Here is an 18,946-nt window from a genome sequence, read left to right as displayed (position 1 = left end):
CCATCCTCTGCTGGGAGCGTTCCGCCAACCAGCACCGTTAGCAGGCGGCGGGCTGCCGCTCGGAGGAGTTGGTCGCATGGCCAAGGACTACGTACAGGATCTTGCCGGCATGGGCCGGCCCGTCAGCCTCGGGGCTGCCCTTTCGGGGGCATGGGGCCGGACGTTGACGGTTTTCAGCCCCCGCTGCCCTTACCGGGTAGGGGACACGGTCATAGGCGACGACCCCTTCAGCGGCAGGCGCGAAGGGGTCGTCGTGTGGCAGGACCGCCGGTCAGTGGGAGTGAAGACCCCGTACGGCGTCTTCTTCTTTGACCACCGGCTGGTCAAGCCCCTGGACTGATGTACTAACGGGCTGACCAGCCGCCGTCCATGGTGTAGCTGGCACCGGTGACCATGCCGGCATCCGGGGACGCCAGCCAGGCCACCAGGGAGGCTACCTCGTCCGGTTCGACCAGGCGCTTGATGGCGGCTTCGGTGAGCATCACCTTCGCGAGGACCTCGGACTCCGGGATTCCGTGCATCTTGGCCTGGTCCGCGAGCTGCTTCTCCACCAGGGGCGTGCGCACGTATCCGGGGTTGACGCAGTTCGATGTAACACCGTGCGGGCCCCCTTCAAGTGCCGTCACCTTGCTGAGTCCTTCGAGACCGTGCTTGGCGGAGACATACGCGCTTTTGAACGGAGATGCGCGGAGGCCGTGCACCGAGGACAGGTTGATGACGCGGCCGAAGTTGTTGGCGTACATGTGCGGCAGGGCGGCCCGGATGAGCAGGAACGGGGCCTCCAGCATCAGGCTGATGATCCGGCGGAAGTCCGCAGGATCGAACTCCTCGATGGGGTTGATGCGCTGGATGCCGGCGTTGTTGACCAGGATGTCGCAGTCCAGGCTCAGTGCGGCCAGGGCGTCGACATCCAGCAGGTCCACTTCCCAGGCACTCCCGCCCACCTCATCGGCGAGGGCCGCAGCAGCGGCGGCGTCGACGTCGGCCACCACCACTTTGGCTCCCCGCGCCGCAAGTGCGCGCACGCACGCGGCCCCGATTCCGCTGGCTCCGCCGGTGACCAGCGCCTTGCGTCCATTCAATGTGTTGTCCATTGCAGTTCTCCTTGTGTACAGCCAACGACTTGTGCGCCCAACCGGTCAAACGCCCCGGTCAGCCCACCAGCCAGGTCAACGCCGTGCAGCGGTCAGCAGACCTTCGCGGGCCGCGTCTTCCTTGTCCACATCCTCCAGGGCAATGCCCTTGGTTTCCTTCAGGCTTAGCACGGCCACGGTGGTGATGGCACAGGCCACCACCAGGTAAATGGCGGTGGGCACCCACGAACCGGTGTCCTTCAGCCACTGGGTGGCCAGCAGCGGCGCCAGGGATCCGGCGAAGATGGACGTGACCTGCGAGCCGAGGGATGCGCCAGAGTACCGCATGCGGGTGGGGAACATCTCGGCCATGATGGCCGGCTGTCCCGCGTACATCAGGCCGTGCAGGCACAGGCCGATGGTGACGGCGAGGACGATGACCACTGCGTTCCGGGTATCGAACATCGGGAAGGCGAAGAACGGCCAGGTGGCACCCAGGATGGCGCCCGCGAGGTAGACGGGCTTGCGGCCGATCCGGTCCGCCAGCCGGCCGTACTGCGGAATGATGGCGAAGTGGATGACGTGGGCGATCAGCAGCGCCAGCAGGAGCGAGGACGTGTCGTACTTGTGCACGCTCTTGAGGTAGACAATCGCGAAGCTGACCACCAGGTAGTACATGATGTTTTCCGCGAACCGCAGGCCCATGGCCTGGAAGATGCCCTTGGGGTACTTGCGCAGGACTTCGAAGACGCCGTAGCTGACGGCCTGTTCCTTCTCCACCAGTTCCTTGGCTTCGAGGAAGATGGGCGACTCGCTGACGTTGGTGCGGATGTAGTAGCCCACGAAGACGATCACGGCAGAGAGCCAGAACGCCACCCGCCAGCCCCAGCCGAGGAACGCCTCACTGCTGAGGGTGGTGGACATGATGTACAGCACCAGGGTGGCCAGGAGGTTGCCTACCGGGACGGCGGCCTGGGGCCAGCTGGACCAGAAGGCGCGCGTCTTGTTGGGGCTGTGTTCGGCCACCAGGAGCACGGCACCGCCCCACTCGCCGCCCAGGGCGAAGCCCTGGATGAAGCGCAGGGCCACCAGCAGCGCGGGGGCCAGGTATCCGATGTCGGCGAAGCCGGGCAGGCAGCCCATCAGGAACGTGGAGATGCCGATGATCACGATGGTGAGCTGCAGGGTGGGTTTGCGGCCCAGCTTGTCACCGATCTGGCCGAACACGATGCCGCCCAGGGGACGGGCGATGAAGCCGACGGCGTAGGTGAGGAAGGCCTGGATGATTCCGTCCAGGTCGTTGCCCGTTGACGGAAAGAAGTACTTGCCGAAGACCAGGGTGGCAGCGGTGGCGTAGAGGAAGAACTCGTACCATTCCACAACGGTGCCCACCATGGAGGCGGCAACAATCCTCTTCAGTCCTGATCCTTCGGGTGCATGCCCGGCGTTGTTGGCCGGGCGCTGCTCTACGCTCATTGTTTCTCCTAGTGTCCACATTGACACGCGCTGTGATCTCCAGCACAAGTGACTCAGATGAGTATTGCTGCACAAAGGATGCACTTCAATGGCCAAAGAGGCAGTCAACGTGTGCACAATTGCAGATATGAATGCGAACCCTGATGACCTGCTGGTCCTTCTGGCGGTGTCCCGCTCCGCCAGATTCACGACGGCGGCCCAGGCCCTGGGCTTGAACCACACCACGGTCTCGCGCAGGATCGCCGCGCTGGAGAAGTCGCTGGGCGGCCGGGTGCTGTCCCGCGCCGCGGGTGGCTGGGAGCTGACGGAACTCGGCGAACGGGCCGTGCGGGCGGCCGAACAGGTGGAGGCGGTGCTGGGCACGCTGGGACCGGCCGGCCAGGCACCCGACCCGGTTGCCGGCGTCGTGCGCATGACCGCGACCGATGGCTTCAGCGCCTACATTGCCGCCCCGGCCGTGGCGCGGCTGCGCCGGGACCACCCGGGCCTGAGCGTGGAGGTAGTCACCATGACCCGCCGGGCACTGCAGCAGCGGTCCGGGCTGGACATCGAGGTGGTGGTGGGCGAGCCGCAGGTGCACCGCGCGGAGGCCATCCGGCTGGGCGAATACCGCCTGGGCATGTACGCCTCCCGCGCCTACCTTGCAGAGCACGGGACGCCGGCCACCGTGGCAGAACTGAACGGGCACCCGCTGGTCTACTTCGTGGACTCGATGCTGCAGGTGGACGACCTGGATGCGCCAAGGCGGCTGGTTCCCGCCATGAAGGACGGGCTGACCTCCACCAACGTGTTCGTCCACGTGGAGGCGACCCGGGCCGGCGCGGGCGTCGGGTTCCTGCCGTGCTTCATGGCCGACCTCCACGATGACCTGGTCCGCCTGCTGCCTGACAAGATCGGGGAACTGCTCCCCTACTGGATGGTCCTGCGCCCTGATTCGCTGCGCCGCCCCGCGGTGGCCGCCGTCGTGCAGGCACTCCGTGAACGGATGGCCGAGCACCGCGGCGCGCTGTTGGGCAAGGGTTAAGCCCGTCGACTGCTGAGTAACTGCCGTTTTGACCGCTGAAAACGGCAGTTACTCAGCAATCGATGGCGGTGGGGGTGGGTCGTGGCGGACCGGCGCTCCGGCCGCGAATGCCCGCACCTGGGCGTCATCCCACAGGTGTGCCGGGACTGCCCCGCCGAGGAGCCGGCGGCGCAGTTGCGGATCGTCGCCGAAGGGCACGTCGCTGCCGGCCATCACCATGTTTCCGTACCGCCGGCCCTTCAGCATGGCGGGATCGGCGATAATCACGGTGTGTTTGAACGCCGCCGCGATGGTGGCGGCGTCCTCCCGGGCGTTTTTCAGGTCCGGTGCGTCGCCGGAATTGGCGACATAGAGCCCACCGGGGGCCAGGACCCGCTTGGCATGCGCGGTGAATTCGGCGGTGGTCAGCGGACGGGGGGTGAATGCGCCGGCAAAGACGTCGCGGATGATGAAGTCCCTGGTCTGGGCAGTGAGGGTTTCCGTGACGGCGCGGGCCTCCCCCACGCGGATCCGCAGCAGGGGCGCCTTGGGGAGGTCGAACCAGCCGCGCACGTACTCGGCGAGCTTCCCGTCCAGCTCCACCACCACCTGGCGTGCGTCCGGGTAGGCGGCGGAAAAGTAGCGGGCCATGGAGCAGGCGCCGCCGCCCAGGTGCAGCCCGCGCAGTTTGTGCGCGGCCGACGGCGGCCAGCGGGACTCGATGAGCGCCGCCATCCACCGCATGTACTCGAAGTCCAGGAACAGGGGGTCGGCGAGGTCGATGTGCGAGCTCATGACGCCGTTGATCTTCAGGAGCCAGCCGGTGGAGTTGTCCTGGTCGGCGATCAGCTCGCAATCGCCGGTGTCGATGTAGTAGACGCCCTCCACCGGACCGTTCACCACTGATCCTTTGGGCACCTCGACCACACCGGCTGCCGGGCGGCCGGCCCTGCCTCCTGACTTTCCGCGTTTGCCCATTACCCGTGATCCGCTTCAGTCATGCTTCAACCCTATGTGACAGGCCCTGGCTGGCGGGGCCTAGGTGGCAGGGCTGGCAGCCCCCTGGCCGTCCCGGATCCGGTTCACCACGGCGGTGGTGGACCGTTCCGCCACATAGTCCAGGATGGCCACGCGGCCGCCGTACTCCTCCACTGCGGGGGTTTCCGCCAACATCTCGGGGGTGTAGTCCCCGCCCTTGGCGTACACCTCGGGCCGGAGCCTGCGGATCAGCGGCGCGGCCGTGGGGGTATCGAACACCGTCACGTAGTCCACGCAGCTCAGCGCGGCCACCACCGCTGCCCGGTCTGCCATGTTGTTGATGGGCCGGCCGGCCCCTTTGAGCCGGCGGACGGAATCGTCGCTGTTCAGCGCCACCACCAGGATGTCGCCCAGCTGTTTGGCCTGGTTGAGGTACCGGGTATGGCCGCTGTGCAGGACGTCGAAGCATCCGTTGGTCAGCACGATCCGCTGGCCCTGGGCGCGGTGAAGCTCCATCTGCCGCTCCAGTTCGTCCGCGCTCAGGGCAGTATCGGCGAAGGCTTCCAGGTACCGGCTGAGCTGGGCGGTGCTGCACACTGAGGTGCCCGGCTGGTGGACCACCACGTCGGCCGCCGACTGGGCCAGGTCCAGGCTGGCGGTCAGCGGCAGGCCGGCCGCGCGGGCCAGCGTCAGGGCAGCGACAAACGTGTCGCCCGCTCCGGATGCCTGTTTCTCCGCAGCCGGCCGCGCCCACGTCCGGTGCCGGACGCCGTCGGGAGTCAGCAGGACGGTTCCGTCCCGGTCCAAAGTGACCACCACGGCGCGCGAGCCGGTGCCACGGAGCAGCGCCCCGGCCTCCGCGGCCACGGCCTCCACCCGCTCCTGGCCTTCTGGCAGCTTCCGGTCCAGCAGCCGCGCGGTTTCCTGCGCATTCGGGGTCACCAGGTCAGGTTGCAGCGCGGCCCAGGCCCGCGGGTCGTGGGCATCGACCACCACCAGCGGCCGGTCTTTTCCGGCCGTGCCGGTCCCCAGGACATCGGCCAGGACCGTGCGGACGGGGTCCGCCACCACCCCGGTCCCGTAGTCGCACACCAGGACAGCGTCCCGGTGTCCGACGGCGGCACGCACCGAGGCGGCGAGCGCGTCCAGGGCGTCGGCCGGGACAGCCCTGGCCGAGTCGTCGAGGCGCAGCATCACCTGGCCGCCGCTGCTGATGCGTATCTTGGTGGTGGTGACCATGTCCGGATGGGACTGCAGGTGCTGGACGTCGATGCCCGCCGCGGCAAGCTGCCCGCGCAGGTCCTCACCGGCGTCGTCCGTGCCGATAATGCCGGCCACCGCCACCTTAGCCCCCAGGGCCGCCAGGTTCATGGCGGTATTGGCCGCCCCGCCGGGGACCGATTCGCGGGTTTGGATGTCCACCACGGGTGCGGGGGCTTCGCGGCACAGCCGTTCGATGCTGCCGCTCCACCAGCCATCGAGCATGACGTCGCCGATCACCAGGATCGATGGCTGTTCCGCTGCCAGCCTGCCGGGCAGCCAGTCGGTCAATGCCCGCTGGGTGGAGAGGTCAGTGGAGTCCGGGGACATGCTCATGGCAGGTCCTGTTCATCGATGACGGATCCGGCGCCGGCCTCCGCCGGCGCCGGTGGCGCTGCGATGTGGACCACCTTGACTTGGCTGAATTCGTCCAGCAGCTCGGGTCCGTAGCCGAACCCGGCGCCGCTCTCGCCGCGGGGCTGGGCCGCGCCGCCGGGAGCGCCGCCGAAGACCGCGTTGACCTTGACTGTTCCCACCGGCAGCGCGGCCACTGCCTGCTGGATGTGCGCGATGTTGCTGCTCAGGACGGTGGCGGCCAGGCCGTACTTGCCGCTACAGGCCAGGCGCAGGCCGTCGTCGAACGTGTCCACCACCTGGACCGGGGCCACCGGTCCGAACGTCTCCTCGGTCATGACCTGCATTCCTTCGGTGCAGCCGAGGAGCACGGTGGCCGGGTAGAACGAGCCGGGCCCGTCCGGCAGCGAACCGCCTTCAACGGCGCGGGCGCCCTGGCCCAGGGCCTCGGCGACGTGACCGTGGACGGCGTCCCGCATCCGGAGGTCCACCAGCGGCGCCACGGATCCGTTGCTGTTCCGCAGTGCGGCCTCGGCCTCCAGGGCGCTGCAAAACGCGGCAGCGATGTCTTTATGGACGTAGATGCGTTCCACGGACGTGCAGATCTGGCCACTGTTGGCGAACGCACCGATCGCAGCCTGCTCCGCAGCCCACGCCGGGTCCACGTCGCGGTCCACCAGCAGGGGATCATTGCCGCCGTTTTCCCGGATGACGTGTGCGCCGGTGCGGGCCCCCGCTTCTGCGATCCGGGCGCCGGAGGCGCTGGAACCCACGTGGGCGATCACGTCCACCTCCGCCTGTGACAGGGCTGCCCCCACGTCCACGCCGCCGGAGAGGGTCAGGAAGACGCCGGCAGGGAAGGCCGGTGCCAGGACTTCGCCCAGCGCCTCGCCCAGCCGGGGGCAGCGCTCGCTCGGCTTGTGGATGGCCGCGTTGCCCGTCACCAAGGCGGCCCCGATCAGGCCGCAGGCTACGGCCACCGGATCATTCCAGGGGGTCAGCAGGACGGCCACGCCGCGCGGCTCGGCAACGGTGTAGTCGGAGGCGAGCCGGCTGCCGCGGAGGCTGTGGCCGCGGTGCACCGGGCCCAGTTCGGCATATTGTTCCAGGGTGGACACGGCGGCGGCGATGCCCGCCAGTGCCTCCGCTTCCGGCCGCCCGGTTTCGCTGGCATTCAGCCCGGCGAGCTCCTGGGCGGCAGCATCAAGCGCCCTGGCGGCGGCGCGGAGTGCGGCACCACGCTCGGCCGGCGCTGTCGCTGCCCATCCGGGCGCAGCCCTGCGGGCCACGTCCACGGCATCATTCACTGCGTCCGGGCCCGCCTGGGGCACCGTCCAGAGCACTTCACCGGTCCGCGGGTCCTGGATGGTGATGCCGGCGTCCCCGACTGTTTCCTTGCCTGCGGTTGTTTCAGTGGCTGTGGTGGGCATGGTGTTCCTCCCGCCTTTCGGTGTGGGTATGTCGCTGCTGGCGTGTGGGTGCTGGTGGTCCTGCTGTGCCGTGGGTGGCGGCCGGTACCCGGCTTAGGGCCAGGAGCCTTCTTCCTCGTGGCAGATCAGCATTTCCCTGACCTCGCAGCCCGTGGGTTGGTTCAGGGCGAACAGGATGGCCTGTGCCGTGTTGGCGGGGTCGTTGAGCCGGGAATCGTCCTGCGGCTTGTACTGCTCGGTCCGGTCGTCGAAGAACCGGGTTTTCATGCCGCCCGGGATCATGGTGGTCACGCCGATTTCGCCGCCGGTTTCCGCGGCCAGTGCGTGGCTGAACCCCACCACGCCGAACTTGGAGGCGCAGTACGCGGTGGCATCGGCCACGGCGCGCTTGCCCAGGGTGGACGCCACGGTGACCACGCGGCCGTGGGTTTCCTTGAGGTAGGGCAGGGCCGCACGCACCACGGAAACGGTGCCCATCAGGTTGACCCCGATGACCTTTTCCCACTCGGTGGCTTCGACGTCGGCAAGCTTGCCGCAGCGGTCGATCCCGGCAGCAGTGACCACCGCGTCCAAGCCTCCCAGGGTTTCGGCGGCTTCCCGGACCGCGTGCTCCACGGCCGCGCGGTCCGCGACGTCCACTTCGAACGCCTTCACCCCGGAGACGGCGCTGATGTCGCGGTCCAGGACCACCGGCGTGCCGCCGGAGCGAAGGACGGCGTCGACGACGGCGGCCCCCAGTCCGGAGGCACCTCCGGTGACAAGGACGCGTCCGGGCGTGGTGGCGGCAGTTGCGGTTGATTCTGCGGTCATGGTGTTCCTTTCAATGGGGAAAACAAGACAATGCGAAGAGAAGTTCAGCTGACCTTGGCGAGTGCGTCCGCCAGGCCTGTGGTGGAACGGGCGGGGTGGAAGGGAACGGTGAGGCAGCGGCCGCCCCACCTTTCCACCAGGTCGGCCTCGGGCAGGCGGGCTCCCTTGTAGTCGCCGCCCTTGACCCAGATGTCGGGGCGGAGCCGGTCCAGGGCGGCTTCGGGGGTGTCCTCGTCGAAGACCATCACCGCGTCCACGCATTCCATCGCGAGGAGCAGTTCGGCCCTGTCGTGCTGGCCGATGATGGGCCGCTGCGGGCCCTTGAGCCGCCGCACCGAATCATCCGAGTTGAGGCAAACGATGAGGCAGTCCCCCAGTTCCCTGGCGGCGGCGAGGGACCTGATGTGGCCGGCGTGGATCAGGTCGAAGCAGCCGCCGGTGGCCACTACCTTCCCGCCGCTTTCGCGTACGGAACGGGCCAGCAGCAGCGGTTCGGTGGTGCGCCGGCCCCGGGCCGGTGCACCCCCGTGGTGGTCCGGGGCCGCATCCTGCCCCTGGGTATCCGGCAGCGCCGACACGCCTCCGGCCGCCAGGAAATCGGCGGCGTCGTGGACGGCGAGGGCCGCAGCTTCGGGAAGCCCGCGGCCGGCCAGGAGGTGCACTGCCAGGCCGGCCGCCAGGCGGTCGCCGGCTCCGCAGGGGTCCCCGGCTTCCACCCTTGGGGCGGGAACGGCGCGGGAAGAAGCATCCCCCTGCTGGAGCAGGACCGCCCCTTCCTCGCCTTTGGTCACCAGGACGGCCTGGCTGCGCCACCGCTCCAGCAGGACCTGCGCAACACCGTCCACAGAGGTGGGGACGTTCCCGGCGGCCTGGACCGCCTTGGTCGCTTCGGAAAGGTTCGGTGTCACTACGGCAACCCCCGGTACCGGTTCCGGGCCTGAGGGGTGCGGGTCCCACACGATGGGCACCGAACCGGCCAGGCGGCCCAGCAGCCCGCGCAGCTGGGGGTTGGCCGCCAGTCCCCTGCCATAGTCGGCCACGATGACCACACCGGCTTCTTCCACTGCGCGCAGCATGGCCGGGGTGACGTCCGGGATGGGAGTGCGTTCGCAGCCCTGGTCAAAGCGGACCACCGGATGGGAGCCTGCCCGCACGCGGGTCTTGACCGGCGACGGGTAGCCGCTGGTTCCTGCCACGAGCTGCACTCCGACGAGGTGCGTGCGCAACTGGCTGCCGGCGTCGTCATCCCCCAGCACTGTCACCAGGGTGACGGGCCAGCCGTCCTGGGCCAGCATGCGCGCCACCAGTCCTGCGCCGCCGGCACGGCGGAGGACGCCGGAAATGTCCACGACGGGGACGGGTGCGTCCGGGCTGAGCCTGGTGGCTTCACCGGAGAGGTCGACGTCGAGCATGACGTCACCCACGACGACGATCCTCATGGCCTGCCCCCGTTTGCCATCCCGGGGAAAGGGGCCGGGATGTGCCGGGCGACCTCGAGGTCGAAGGCGCGGCAGACGGCGTGCAGGGCGATCAGGTGCCCTTCCTGGGCGTTGGCGTTCAGGGCGTCGATCATGACGGCCTCATCGCAGGCGTCCGCCAAGGGGTTGGGACCGGCGCCGGTCAGCGCCCAGGTGGTCATGTTGAGCCGGGCGGCAACGTCCGCGGCCCGCAGCAGGTTGGGGCTCTTCCCACTGGTGGACAGCAGTATCAGCACGTCGCCGGAGCGGCCGTGCGCGCGCACCTGCCGGGCAAAGACGTCGTCGTAGCCGTAGTCATTGGCGATGGCGGTCATGGCTGACGACTCGGCGTGCAGGGAGATGGCGGAGAAGGGGACGCGTTCGCTGTCGAACCGGCCCACCAGTTCCGCGGTCAGATGCTGCGCCTCGGCGGCAGATCCGCCGTTGCCGGCGGCCAGGAGCCTTTGGCCGCGCAGCAGCCGCTGTGCCAGCTCCACGCCCCAGGCGGCGAGCCGGCCTGACTGGCTGCGCAGCGAGTCCAGGGCCGGAAGCACGTTGTCCAGGTGCAGGCGGACCGCGTCGGCGCTGGCGGGATCAACGAACGTGGCACCGGGGAGCACCGCAGGCAGTGCCGGGGCTGCGGTCAGGGTGCGCAGGTCTGCTTCACGCAGGTTTGGTTCGCGCAGGGTTGATTCACGCAGGGACGATTCGGCGGTCACAGTGCGGCTCCTTCCATCGGTACGATTCCGGCTGAAGCGCTGGCCGGCGCCCCGGCCACGGCAAGCTGGTAGGCCTTTTCCGTTTCCGCGGCCACCCGGTCCCAGGAGTAGCGGGTGCGGGCACGCCGCTCTCCGGCCTGGCCCAGCTTTGCCCTGAGGGTGGGGTTTTCCAGGAGCAGCGACAGGGCCGATGCAATGGCTTCGGGATCCCGGGGTGGCACGTGCAGGCCGGTGGCGTGGTCCACCACGGTGTCCCGCAGGCCGCCCACTGCAGCAGCCACCACCGGAACGCCGCACGCCATGGCCTCCAGCGGCACGATGCCGAAGGGCTCGTACCAGGGCGCGCACACCACGGCGTCGGCGCTGCGGAAGATGCCCGGCATTTCGGCCCGCGGCACCTGTCCCTGCAGCGTCACGTGTCCGGACACACCGAGCTCGGCGGCAAGGTCCAGCAGGCGGCGGATTTCCGGGTCCTTGTGCATCACGGTGGAGTCCCCGCCGCCGCCCACGATCAGGAGTTCGACGTCCTCGAATCCCGCCGCTTTGAGGTACGGGAGCGAGCGGATCACCAGGTCGACGCCCTTGCGCCGCACCAGCCGCCCTACCGACAGGATGCGGTAGCGGCGCTTCCTTGCGGCCACCGGCCCCTCCGGCGAAAAGAAGTTCAGGTCCACGCCGCAGGGCGCGATCGAGATTTTTCCGGTTGCGATGCCCATGGCCTTTAGCTCGAAGACTTCATCGGAACAGGTGGCGATGATCCGGTCCGCGGAACGTCCCACTCCCGGTTCCAGCCAGCGGCGTTCCTCGGGGCTGGTGTCTTCGGCGCCCTGGTGCCTGCGTTTGACGGTGCCCAGGGCGTGGAAGGTCTGGAGCATGGGGACGCGGTACCCGGTTTCGGGCCGCCTGGCCGCGTCCAGTGCGGCCAGGCCGGACATCCAGAAGTGGCCGTGAACCACATCCGGCGGCCGCTGCCCCCAGTCCCGGGACACCCCGTCCGCGAGCTCCCCCATGTAGGGCAGCAGGTCGTCCTTGGGCACGTGGCGGGCGGGCCCGGCGTCCACGTGGACCACCTCGAGGCCGCGTCCTACCCGGACCCGTTCGGGGAGCTCCGTTGCGTCCCTGCGGGTATACACGGTGACGTGGTGGCCCCGCTTGGCAAGGGCCTCGGACAGCGCGGCCACGTGAACGTTCTGGCCGCCGGCGTCCACCCCGCCCAGTGCCGCCAAGGGACTGGCGTGTTCGGAAATCATCGCGATTTTCATGGGGTCTTCCTCTCCCGCGCCGGGACGAGGATCCGCTCGTCCGGCCGTTCGTTGACGGAGTGCCGGGGCCGGCTGCGCAGGTCCGCCAGGAGCTCATCCCAGCGGTCCTGGAACTTGCCCAGGCCATAACGCTCCAGCGCCGCCTCCCGGGCGGCGAGTCCCCGCCGTCGGGCTTCATCCGGATTAGCGACCAGGCGCCCGGCGCACTGAAGCAGCTCATCCATGTCTGCCGAGACCACGCCGGCTTCCTGCGGCACTGCCCTGGGAGCTTCCGTGGCGGCAAGCACCACCACGGGCATTCCCAGGTGCATGGCCTCCAACAGGGACAGCCCCAGCGAGGTCCAGCGCATCGGGTGGACGTAGACCCGGCAGCGCGCAAGCTCCCGGTGCAGGTCCCGCGTTTTGAGGTCGCCACGGGACGTCAGCCGCGCGTCCCCGATTCCGGTGGCTGCCGCGAGCCCGTCGGTCTTCATGCCGAACACCTGCAGGGGCGCCACGGAGGCGAAGGCGGGCAGGAGGTCCGTCCCTGTGACCCGGCCACGCCGGACGGGCTCATTGACCACGACGCCCAGCTCGGGCAGCTCGCCCGTATACAGCTGTCCAGGGTCCGGGATCCCGTGCTCGATTACCGTGGTGGGGGCGGCGCCGTTGTCCCACGCCAACCGGTTGAAATGGGTCACGTGGACCACCGGGATCACGGTCTGGTCGGCGAGCGGATGGCTGATGTTTGGGAAATTGCCTTTGGGCGTGTTGTGTTCCACGAACACGGCCGGCAGGTCGACGCCGGGGATCCGGCCCAGGGCCCGGGCCACTTCGTCGATTTCTTCGGGCCGTTGGAGGACGACGGCGTCCACGGCGTCGCCGTCGAGGGCCGCCAGGTCCACCTCCCGCACTGATTCCGGCCAGTCCCTGCCGGCGCGGCCCAGTCCCCAGGCCCCGCCTTCGGGCAGGACGGGAAGCAGGTATTCGTGACGGCCGCGGACAAAAGCGTCCGTCCAGGAACCGTGGACATGCCAGAGCAGGATTCTCATCTGTTGCGGGCCTTTCTACGGGTGCTGACGTGGGTGCTGAAGGAGCTCACTCCGCTGATCAGGCGTTCCACGGCCGCCACGACTTCCTCGGGCGAGACAGAGTCGAGGCACGGATGGCCGGGAACCGGGCATACCCGGGCGCGGGACATGCGGCAGGGTGCGTTCTGGTCCCCAAGGAGTTCCAGGGGCACGCCGTAGGGCGCCCAGCGGATGGCCGGGACCACGGGTGAAAACAGGCACGCCACGGGTGTGCCCACCGCGGCTGCCAGGTGGGCCGGGCCGGTGTTGCCACTGATGACGGCATCGGCGCCGGCCATGACGCCTGCCATGGTGGCAAGGTCGGTCCGTCCGCCGAGGTCCAGGGCGGAGGGGCCCGCCACCGTGGCCGTCAGCGACGTCTCGCCGGGACCGCCGGTCACCACGACGCGGTAGCCGGCACCCTGGAGGAGCTCGACGGCGGCCGCATGGTGCAGAGGAGGCCACGCCCTGGCAGGAACTGCCGCTCCGGGGTGGACCACGACATAGGGCTCCGTACCCACGAGCGCTGCCACTTCGGCCACGGAGTTGACGCGCAGCTTTCCGTCATCGCCCGGAGGGAGCCGGAAGCCTGCGGCCTCGGCGATGCCCAGCGCCCGTTCCGCTTCGGGCTGGTCTTCGGGAAAGTCCTCCCCCGGTTTCAGGCGCACGTCAAGCAGCGAGCCAGCGTAATCGGTGGAGGCACCGGTGATGCGCTCCACGCCCGCCAGGCGCAGCAACAGGGCCAACGGCAGGGGTGATTGGTGGAAAGAGGTGAGGATAACGGCTTCGGTGATGCGGGAATTACGGACGTATTCGATCAGCCGGTCCGCGTGCGGGCCGGTCATCCGGGGTGCCGGATTCATGATCCAGGGGCTGTCCCAGCTGTAGACCTCGGCGACGCCGGGAAGCATGGCAGCGGCCGCTTCACCCTGCCGGCCGCACAGCATCACCACATGGTTGGTGCTGCCGCCATGCTGGGCGCGGCCGTTGGCCACCGCGCGGACCGCGGGGCCGGCCAGAAGGACATCGCCCATGCTGTCCAGCCGGGCCACCAGGACGCGCCCCATCAGGGCGTCTCCTGCAGCAGGCTTACGGCGGACGCCAGATCGGAAGCGACCAGCCGCGCCGCGGCCACCTCCTCGGCACGGGTTACGGGCGTGGGGACCAGGACCCCGATGGCGCCGGCAGCCTCTGCTGCCCCGACGTCGGCACCGATGTCCCCGATGAGGGCTGCCTCCGATTCGTGGATTCCCAGCTTGCGGCAGGCGCTGTGGACCATGCCCGGAGCGGGTTTGCGGCAGGAGCAGCCGTCATGCTCCGCGTGGGGGCAGACCTCCCACACATCGAACGGTCCCAGGAGTTCTTCCACCCGGGCATTGACCTTTGCCACGTCGTCGGCCGTAATCAGGCCGCGGGCAATACCCGACTGGTTGCTGATCACCCCGGTGGCAATTCCGTCCGCCCGCAGGCCGTCAAGCACTGATTTGGCGCCTGCTACGGGCCTTACCTTGCCGGGGTCACCGTTGTAAGGCACATCGATCACCAGGGTCCCGTCCCGGTCAAACAGGACAGCCCGGAGCTTGGACATTTCAGAGCTTCCCATAACCAACCAGTTCCCTCCTGCTGTTGCTCCTAAACAAGGCCGCGGGCTTTCCGGCTGCGGCAGCGGCGTACGAAGACGCAGTTGAGCAGGCAAGATGTAGGGTTTGTGCAGTGCCGCGCAGCAGGGCTGCTACCGGGTCCCGGTACCGCCGTGGCGCCGGTCCACGCGCTTGACGGGAGCGCCGGCATGCCCGGCCCTCCCGGTCCTGTGGAACGGTGCAACGGGGCCGGCCGGGTGGCCTGGCCGTACGGCGCGGCCTGGCGTTCCGTTGCCGGCTGTGGCCTCCGGGCTCCCGGATTGCGTGCTTTCCTCCAGCCTGCGCTGCAGTTCCACCAGCACCTTGGCCAGGCGGCGGGAGACCTGCATCTGCGACATTCCCAGCCGCTTTCCCAACTGCACCTGGGTTTCCTCGCAGAAGTAGCGCCGGTACAGAAGTTCGCGGTCGGAATCATCCAGGTCCTGCATCGCCTCACGGAGGCAGGCAAGCTCTTCAAGCCGTTCCAGCGGAGTTTCCGGGCACGCCAGCACCTCGCCGATGGAGGGTGCATCCGAGTTCGGGTTCACGGCGTCGAGGGAGTCCGGGTGCATGCTGCTGGACGCCGAAATGGCCTCCTGCACCTCTGCCGGGTCACTGTCCAGCTCCCCGGCCAGCTCCGCAACGCTGGGGTTGCGGCCCAGGGATTGGGTCAGCTCCGGCTCTGCCCGGAACAGGCGCGTCCTTAGGTCCTGGATATGGCGTGGCGGACGGACAACCCAGGTCCGGTCCCGGAGGTACCTCTTGAGTTCGCCGGTGATGGTGGGCGCGGCGTAGGCGGGGAAGCTCTCCCCTTTGGCCTGGTCGAAACCACGCGCCGCCTTCACCAGGCCCAGATAGGCCACCTGGTTCAGGTCAGCCCGCTCCCTGCCACGGGCTTCGAAGCGCGCTGCGAGAGCTTCTGCGAGGTCCAGGTACCTTAGGACCAGGTCGTTTTCGAACGTCTCCCGGAGCCGCCCTGAGGTGGCGGGAGGGGTTTGCTGGGATACGGATAACGGCTGTGGATGGTGGACGGGCGCAGCGTCCACGGCTAGTGCGGCAAAGGATTCGGGCATGAGTGTGGTTTCCCTCGGTCTGGTTCCGAAAGCCTGCGGCAAGACTTAGAAGTAGGAAATCATAAGCTTGCTTATAAAACAATCCTTCTCCGCTATAAGCTCGGAATGTAAACGGCAACCGGACCAACCCGCCTAGGAGTCTCGTCATGCGCATTGCCATCACCGGAGCCAGCGGAAATGCGGGAACAGCACTGCTGCGAAACCTGCAGCGCCAGCTGAAGAGAAAGCCCGGAAGCCTGGAACTGGTGGGAATCAGCCGCAGGCTTCCCGACACGTCCCGGGAGCCCTACGCCGGCGTGCAGTGGCACACCCTGGATGTGGGCCTGGAGCGGGACATTCCCCAGTTGGAGGAGGCTCTTGACGGGGTTGATGCGGTGGTCCACCTGGCGTGGCAAATCCAGCCGAACCGGGACCTGGACATGCTGCACCGGACCAACGTCATAGGAACGAAAAACGTCCTCGACGCCGCAGGCCGGGCGGGAGTCAAGCAGGTTGTCTGCGCCTCTTCAGTGGGCGCCTACAGCAAGTCGGGCAAGGACCAGCGCAGGGACGAGTCGTGGCCGGCGGGAGGAATGGCCGGTTCGCACTACAGCCGACACAAGGCCGAGCAGGAGAAGCTCCTGGACGGCTTCATGGCCGCGAACCCGGGCATCGCCGTCGCGCGACTGCGGCCGGCTCTCATCTTCCAGGAACACGCGGGGGCTGAAATCGGCAGGTACTTCCTTGGCCGCGTCCTGTCCCGGCTGGTGCCGCCCAAGCCATGGCTGCCGATACTGCCTGTCCCGGACAACCTGGTATTCCAGGCAGTCCATGCCGACGATGTCGCCGAGGCCTATTGGCGGGTGGTGGACCAGCGTGCCAGCGGAGCCTTCAATATCGCCGCAGAGCCGGTCCTGACGCCGCAGGAACTGGGGCGCATCCTTGGCGCCAAGAGGATCCTCCCCATCCCCATGGCGCTGCTCCATGCAGTCGTTGACCTGACGTGGCGCGCCCGGGTGCAACCCACCGATTCGGGGTGGGTGGAGATGGCCGCAGGCGCCCCCATCATGGACACCAGCCGCGCGGAACGCATTTTGGCCTGGGAGCCGAAAGTTTCGTCGATCGATGCCGTCAAGGAACTGCTTGCGGGCATGGGAAAGGGGGAAGGAGTCAGCCCTTCCCCCGTCCTGAAGCCGCACCGCCCCTAAAGGCACCCGATGGAGGCCGCCACCAAAAAGGCGGCGGCCTCCATCTTTCATGGCTGCGCGTCAGATGGCAGCGCGTTCACGTGCCGGTGCATTCAGATGCCGGTTCGAGGGTCGCCCTCGCCGCGCTCGTCCCGCACTCCATGCCCGGCGGCAGCGTCCCTGGCGTCCGCTTGGCGCCTCCGCCCAGCCTCAGCCTCTGCCTCAGGGATCCCGGCTTCGGCACCCGCCGCCTGAGCGTCATGGTGCCCGCCAAGGCCACCACCGGCGTCAGGAGTGCCGTACCGCCCGCCATGGCCGGTGTCCGCGCTTTCAGCACCGGGATACCCTGCATCCCTGCCCATGTCTGAGCCCACGTCCCGGGCAGGAGCCGCGTGGGCCGGACCGCGCCCGTCACGATTGACCTCGCTGCCCTGAAAATGCTGGGCGTCAAGCCCTTCGTGGCGCTCGCCCCGGGCGTCATACCCCTCGTGGCGCTCGTCCCGGGCGTCATTCAGTGCAGGGCGATCGTCCCGGGCAGCATTCACTACAGGGCGCCCCTGCCCGGCGTCGTATCCTTCGCGGCGCTCGTCCCGGGCGTCGTGCACTACGGGGCGCTCCTGCCGCCTGCCATCCGCCCCTACGTCGGGATCAAGTTCGTCCGCCTTCCGTGTACGGCTGGCAACGTCACCCCGCAGGGACTGGGCTTCCTGGCTGCGCTTTTCTGCTTCCTGGCGCAGCCGTGCAGCGTCAACCTGCGCCTGCTCGGCGTCCGCGCGCGCCCGGATGGCTTTGGCCTCCCGTTCGCGGGCATCAATTTCCATGTTCTCGGCTTCGCGCCGGATCTCGGCGGCCTTTTCCCGGTGCTCCTGGTCCCGCTTCTCCTGCATGGCTTTCCGGCGCCTTCCACCGGCCAGGAGCAGCAGCACGATCAGTACCACCACAACAACGGCAACTACCACCCATACCCATGGAGCTGTATCCACGTTTCCCACCACTTTCCACTTCGTTGTGACCGGGCAGGCCCTCGCCATTCCGGCTGACATTTTTGGAACGGTTATAACTCGCTTAGCAAGGGTACTTACCTTTCATTAGTAATCATGCTTATCATTTTACGGCCAGTATTGCTGGTTCTTGATCAACAACCGGCCTTCTTGGAAAGAGAGCGAAGATGACAGAGAACCAATGGCCCGAGGATCCCGCATACACGGCTCCCCCGGCCAATACAGGAATCCCTGGCGAGCGGGAGCCCGCCACCTTCCCCTCAACCGCTGCTCCCCTCGCCGGCGGCAGCCAGGCTGGTGACGCCTACGGCACGTCCCGCAAGGACGCAGCCAAGGAAGAAGCAGCCGATGTTGCCCGGACCGCAGCGGGATCGGCACAGAATGTAGCCCAGACGGCAAAGGACGAAGCCGCGAACGTGGCGCATGAGGCCAAGGCCAATGCACAGGACCTCCTGCACCAGGCAAAGTCCGGCCTCACCAGCCAGGCGGGCACCCAGCAGCAGAAGGCCGCGGAAGGCATCCGCAACATCTCCACCCAGCTGCACAGCATGGCCAACGCCCCGGACCAGCAGGGCATGGCCGGCGACCTGGTCCGCCAGGCCGCAGAACGCACCTCCTCCATGGCCACCTGGCTGGAAAACCGGGAGCCGGGTGACCTCCTGAACGAGGTCCAGCGGTTCGCCCGCAACCGCCCCGGAACCTTCCTGCTCCTCGCCGCCGGCGCCGGCGTCCTCGCCGGACGCCTCACCCGCGGACTCACCGCAGGCCCTCCCGAAACATCCACTGCCGGCACCGGTGCAGCGGGCCTGTCCGGCCAGTACTCCGGCGCCACCTACGGCGACCAGTACAACCAGTCATACCCCGTTGCGGGCGGGACGGTTCCGCCCCCGCCGGTCCAGCTGCCCGCACCGGCCACCACAACGGCCGGATACGACGGCGGCGCACCGGGCAGCAGCTATCCGGAAGCAGCAGGTCCGGCCAGCGGCCTGGACAGCCCGCAGCTCGTGGAGGAGCCCTGGTCAGGAAACCAGCTCTCCGACGACCCGCTGCGCGACCGCGCCCTCGCCGACGATCCCATGGCAAACGATCCCCTCACCCAGGACCGCACCCGGGGCGGCCAGACGGGTGGTCTGTGATGAGTAGCCAGATTCCGGAGCCGCCGCCCAGCGCGGCGCACGTGAAAGCGGACAACGCCTCACTCGGTGACCTGCTCGGG

The 18,946-nt window shown here is 68.4% G+C and carries 18 protein-coding genes; 4 read left to right on the top strand and 14 right to left on the bottom strand.

Translation table 11 applies throughout. The features are described 5' to 3' along the window. The first annotated feature begins 76 nt into the window (after positions 1–76). Complete coding sequence (locus AB0280_RS13625; RefSeq protein WP_159633755.1) at positions 77–340, top strand: hypothetical protein; 264 nt, start codon at positions 77–79, stop codon at positions 338–340. Between the two features lie 4 nt (positions 341–344). Here the strand turns inward: AB0280_RS13625 and AB0280_RS13620 are convergent, their stop codons facing one another. Then, the gene (locus AB0280_RS13620; protein ID WP_224024612.1) at positions 345–1,094 is read right to left on the bottom strand and encodes a 3-hydroxybutyrate dehydrogenase; all 750 of its coding nucleotides are present in this window, start codon (positions 1,092–1,094) and stop codon (positions 345–347) included. Positions 1,095–1,169: 75 nt separating this feature from the next. Continuing rightward, a complete protein-coding gene (locus tag AB0280_RS13615) occupies positions 1,170–2,549 on the bottom strand; it encodes an MFS transporter (RefSeq protein ID WP_159633761.1) in 1,380 nt (459 codons plus the stop codon). A 127-nt stretch (positions 2,550–2,676) separates the two neighbouring features. On the opposite strand from AB0280_RS13615, the gene AB0280_RS13610 reads away from it, so the two are divergent. Then, complete coding sequence (locus AB0280_RS13610; RefSeq protein ID WP_224024609.1) at positions 2,677–3,573, top strand: LysR family transcriptional regulator; 897 nt, start codon at positions 2,677–2,679, stop codon at positions 3,571–3,573. Between the two features lie 48 nt (positions 3,574–3,621). Here the strand turns inward: AB0280_RS13610 and AB0280_RS13605 are convergent, their stop codons facing one another. The 11 genes from AB0280_RS13605 to AB0280_RS13555 form a co-directional block, all read right to left on the bottom strand. Then, complete coding sequence (locus tag AB0280_RS13605; protein WP_224024606.1) at positions 3,622–4,530, bottom strand: spermidine synthase; 909 nt, start codon at positions 4,528–4,530, stop codon at positions 3,622–3,624. A gap of 60 nt (positions 4,531–4,590) precedes the next feature. Then, entirely contained in the window at positions 4,591–6,126 is a 1,536-nt protein-coding gene (gene rfaE2, locus AB0280_RS13600; protein ID WP_224024604.1) for a D-glycero-beta-D-manno-heptose 1-phosphate adenylyltransferase, read from the bottom strand. After that, on the bottom strand, positions 6,123–7,574 hold the full coding sequence (locus AB0280_RS13595; protein ID WP_366367523.1) for an aldehyde dehydrogenase family protein: 1,452 nt from the start codon (positions 7,572–7,574) through the stop codon (positions 6,123–6,125). The genes rfaE2 and AB0280_RS13595 overlap by 4 nt, the downstream gene beginning before the upstream one ends. A 93-nt stretch (positions 7,575–7,667) precedes the next feature. Then, positions 7,668–8,384: an SDR family oxidoreductase gene (locus AB0280_RS13590; protein ID WP_159633779.1), complete on the bottom strand. Its 717-nt coding sequence runs from the start codon at positions 8,382–8,384 to the stop codon at positions 7,668–7,670. A 44-nt stretch (positions 8,385–8,428) separates the two neighbouring features. Continuing rightward, on the bottom strand, positions 8,429–9,823 hold the full coding sequence (locus AB0280_RS13585; RefSeq protein WP_366367521.1) for a PfkB family carbohydrate kinase: 1,395 nt from the start codon (positions 9,821–9,823) through the stop codon (positions 8,429–8,431). Next, positions 9,820–10,470, bottom strand: coding sequence for a D-sedoheptulose-7-phosphate isomerase (locus AB0280_RS13580; protein WP_370871741.1), 651 nt, complete (start codon positions 10,468–10,470; stop codon positions 9,820–9,822). The genes AB0280_RS13585 and AB0280_RS13580 overlap by 4 nt, the downstream gene beginning before the upstream one ends. A gap of 86 nt (positions 10,471–10,556) precedes the next feature. Then, positions 10,557–11,822: a glycosyltransferase gene (locus AB0280_RS13575; protein ID WP_224024594.1), complete on the bottom strand. Its 1,266-nt coding sequence runs from the start codon at positions 11,820–11,822 to the stop codon at positions 10,557–10,559. After that, entirely contained in the window at positions 11,819–12,853 is a 1,035-nt protein-coding gene (locus tag AB0280_RS13570) for a glycosyltransferase (RefSeq protein WP_224024592.1), read from the bottom strand. The genes AB0280_RS13575 and AB0280_RS13570 overlap by 4 nt, the downstream gene beginning before the upstream one ends. Next, a complete protein-coding gene (locus tag AB0280_RS13565; RefSeq protein WP_224024590.1) occupies positions 12,850–13,938 on the bottom strand; it encodes a glycosyltransferase family 9 protein in 1,089 nt (362 codons plus the stop codon). Before AB0280_RS13565 ends, AB0280_RS13570 begins: the two co-directional genes overlap by 4 nt. Then, on the bottom strand, positions 13,938–14,474 hold the full coding sequence (locus AB0280_RS13560) for a D-glycero-alpha-D-manno-heptose-1,7-bisphosphate 7-phosphatase (protein WP_224024588.1): 537 nt from the start codon (positions 14,472–14,474) through the stop codon (positions 13,938–13,940). Before AB0280_RS13560 ends, AB0280_RS13565 begins: the two co-directional genes overlap by 1 nt. Before the next feature lie 129 nt (positions 14,475–14,603). Next, on the bottom strand, positions 14,604–15,563 hold the full coding sequence (locus AB0280_RS13555) for a sigma-70 family RNA polymerase sigma factor (protein WP_307487666.1): 960 nt from the start codon (positions 15,561–15,563) through the stop codon (positions 14,604–14,606). Positions 15,564–15,709: 146 nt separating this feature from the next. Between AB0280_RS13555 and AB0280_RS13550 the strand changes: the two genes are divergently transcribed. After that, the gene (locus AB0280_RS13550; RefSeq protein WP_307487664.1) at positions 15,710–16,750 is read left to right on the top strand and encodes an NAD-dependent epimerase/dehydratase family protein; all 1,041 of its coding nucleotides are present in this window, start codon (positions 15,710–15,712) and stop codon (positions 16,748–16,750) included. Between the two features lie 92 nt (positions 16,751–16,842). On the opposite strand, the gene ccmD is transcribed toward AB0280_RS13550, so the two are convergent. Then, positions 16,843–17,712 carry a heme exporter protein CcmD gene (gene ccmD, locus AB0280_RS13545; protein ID WP_307487661.1) on the bottom strand — a complete coding sequence of 290 codons (870 nt, stop codon included), beginning with the start codon at positions 17,710–17,712 and terminating at the stop codon, positions 16,843–16,845. A 185-nt stretch (positions 17,713–17,897) separates the two neighbouring features. Between ccmD and AB0280_RS13540 the strand changes: the two genes are divergently transcribed. Continuing rightward, positions 17,898–18,866, top strand: a complete 969-nt coding sequence (locus AB0280_RS13540; protein WP_224024581.1) for a hypothetical protein — start codon at positions 17,898–17,900, stop codon at positions 18,864–18,866. Positions 18,867–18,946 lie beyond the last annotated feature (80 nt).

This window comes from Pseudarthrobacter sp. 902506025, assembly GCF_040702325.1.
GTDB lineage: Bacteria > Actinomycetota > Actinomycetes > Actinomycetales > Micrococcaceae > Arthrobacter.
This window is presented reverse-complemented; position numbering and strand designations above follow the sequence as displayed.

What these genes read in the sequence shown, in the direction of transcription:
- AB0280_RS13625 (WP_159633755.1), top strand. Translation starts at nt 77, where the DNA reads ATGGCCAAGGACTACGTACAGGATCTTGCCGGCATGGGCCGGCCCGTC.
- AB0280_RS13620 (WP_224024612.1), bottom strand. Translation starts at nt 1,094, where the DNA reads ATGGACAACACATTGAATGGACGCAAGGCGCTGGTCACCGGCGGAGCC.
- AB0280_RS13615 (WP_159633761.1), bottom strand. Translation starts at nt 2,549, where the DNA reads ATGAGCGTAGAGCAGCGCCCGGCCAACAACGCCGGGCATGCACCCGAA.
- AB0280_RS13610 (WP_224024609.1), top strand. Translation starts at nt 2,677, where the DNA reads ATGAATGCGAACCCTGATGACCTGCTGGTCCTTCTGGCGGTGTCCCGC.
- AB0280_RS13605 (WP_224024606.1), bottom strand. Translation starts at nt 4,530, where the DNA reads ATGGGCAAACGCGGAAAGTCAGGAGGCAGGGCCGGCCGCCCGGCAGCC.
- rfaE2 (WP_224024604.1), bottom strand. Translation starts at nt 6,126, where the DNA reads ATGAGCATGTCCCCGGACTCCACTGACCTCTCCACCCAGCGGGCATTG.
- AB0280_RS13595 (WP_366367523.1), bottom strand. Translation starts at nt 7,574, where the DNA reads ATGCCCACCACAGCCACTGAAACAACCGCAGGCAAGGAAACAGTCGGG.
- AB0280_RS13590 (WP_159633779.1), bottom strand. Translation starts at nt 8,384, where the DNA reads ATGACCGCAGAATCAACCGCAACTGCCGCCACCACGCCCGGACGCGTC.
- AB0280_RS13585 (WP_366367521.1), bottom strand. Translation starts at nt 9,823, where the DNA reads ATGAGGATCGTCGTCGTGGGTGACGTCATGCTCGACGTCGACCTCTCC.
- AB0280_RS13575 (WP_224024594.1), bottom strand. Translation starts at nt 11,822, where the DNA reads ATGAAAATCGCGATGATTTCCGAACACGCCAGTCCCTTGGCGGCACTG.
- AB0280_RS13570 (WP_224024592.1), bottom strand. Translation starts at nt 12,853, where the DNA reads ATGAGAATCCTGCTCTGGCATGTCCACGGTTCCTGGACGGACGCTTTT.
- AB0280_RS13565 (WP_224024590.1), bottom strand. Translation starts at nt 13,938, where the DNA reads ATGGGGCGCGTCCTGGTGGCCCGGCTGGACAGCATGGGCGATGTCCTT.
- AB0280_RS13560 (WP_224024588.1), bottom strand. Translation starts at nt 14,474, where the DNA reads ATGGGAAGCTCTGAAATGTCCAAGCTCCGGGCTGTCCTGTTTGACCGG.
- AB0280_RS13555 (WP_307487666.1), bottom strand. Translation starts at nt 15,563, where the DNA reads ATGCCCGAATCCTTTGCCGCACTAGCCGTGGACGCTGCGCCCGTCCAC.
- AB0280_RS13550 (WP_307487664.1), top strand. Translation starts at nt 15,710, where the DNA reads ATGCGCATTGCCATCACCGGAGCCAGCGGAAATGCGGGAACAGCACTG.
- AB0280_RS13540 (WP_224024581.1), top strand. Translation starts at nt 17,898, where the DNA reads ATGACAGAGAACCAATGGCCCGAGGATCCCGCATACACGGCTCCCCCG.